Origin of the sequence: Hymenobacter sp. H14-R3, from assembly GCF_030063445.1 — a bacterium.
GTDB lineage: Bacteria > Bacteroidota > Bacteroidia > Cytophagales > Hymenobacteraceae > Hymenobacter.
The window spans coordinates 1-823 of record NZ_JASITD010000084.1 but is presented as its reverse complement, the minus strand read 5'-3'; the positions used below and the strand labels follow the sequence as shown (position 1 = coordinate 823).

Here is an 823-nt window from a genome sequence, read left to right as displayed (position 1 = left end):
GGGCCGCCGCTGGGCCGGGCCTGGGCGGCGCTGAGCGGCCGGGCGCGGCCGTGGGTGTTCCTGGCCTTCTTCCTACTGCCGTTTCCAGTCGCGGCGGCGGTGCTGCTGGGGGCCCTAAACTCGCTACTTGCCCGCAGCTTTCTGGCCACCGATGGCCTGCTAGGCGCGCCCCTGCTCATCACGTGCTGGACGGCGGCCGTGGGCGCAGTGCTGGCCCTCACCTACCGCTACTTGTTCACCCTGGGACAGCCCGTGAGCGCCACCGCCCCGGGGGCCCCGCTGGCTACTTTTGCACGCTGAACCTTACGTTATGAACCGCCGCCGGATTGCCCTTTACCACGCCCTGGGCTGGGCCCTGCTGATTGCCCACGCCGAAGTGGGCGTCCTGCTAAACTACTCGACCCACCTGCATGAGCGTCTACTGGCAAATATGATGATGTGGCTCAGCCAGATGGCGCTGTTCTACTACTGCTTCCTATTCCTCTACCCGCGCTACTGGCGGCCGGGCCGGGGGCTCCAACTGCTGCTGGGCCTGCTGGCCACGCCGCTGGTGTTCGGCGGCGTGCGCTACTTATTGGACGAAGTACTGATGCCCGCCGCGTTCGGCTTCCACAACTACGACCCGGGCAGTTCCTGGCGCGCCTTCGCCATCGACGACATATACTTGAGCCCGCCCTTTGTGGTAGTGGCGGCCCTGGCCTGGAAGATTGAGGAGGTGTTACGGCGTGAAAAGGACCCGGCTACCCAACTCCTGACGCAGGAAAAAAACCAGGCCGAGCTGGCCTTCCTCAAAACCCAAATTAACCCGCACGTCCTCTACAAC

At 64.9% G+C, this 823-nt stretch carries 1 protein-coding gene and 1 pseudogene; both read left to right on the top strand.

Annotated features, from left to right (window positions below; all coding sequences use genetic code 11):
• Positions 1-300: pseudogene (locus QMK33_RS23405) on the top strand (hypothetical protein); the annotation flags it as partial.
• 10 nt (positions 301-310) lie between these two features.
• A partial coding sequence (locus QMK33_RS23400; protein WP_502867102.1) for a LytS family sensor histidine kinase occupies positions 311-823 on the top strand: 513 nt, incomplete at its 3' end.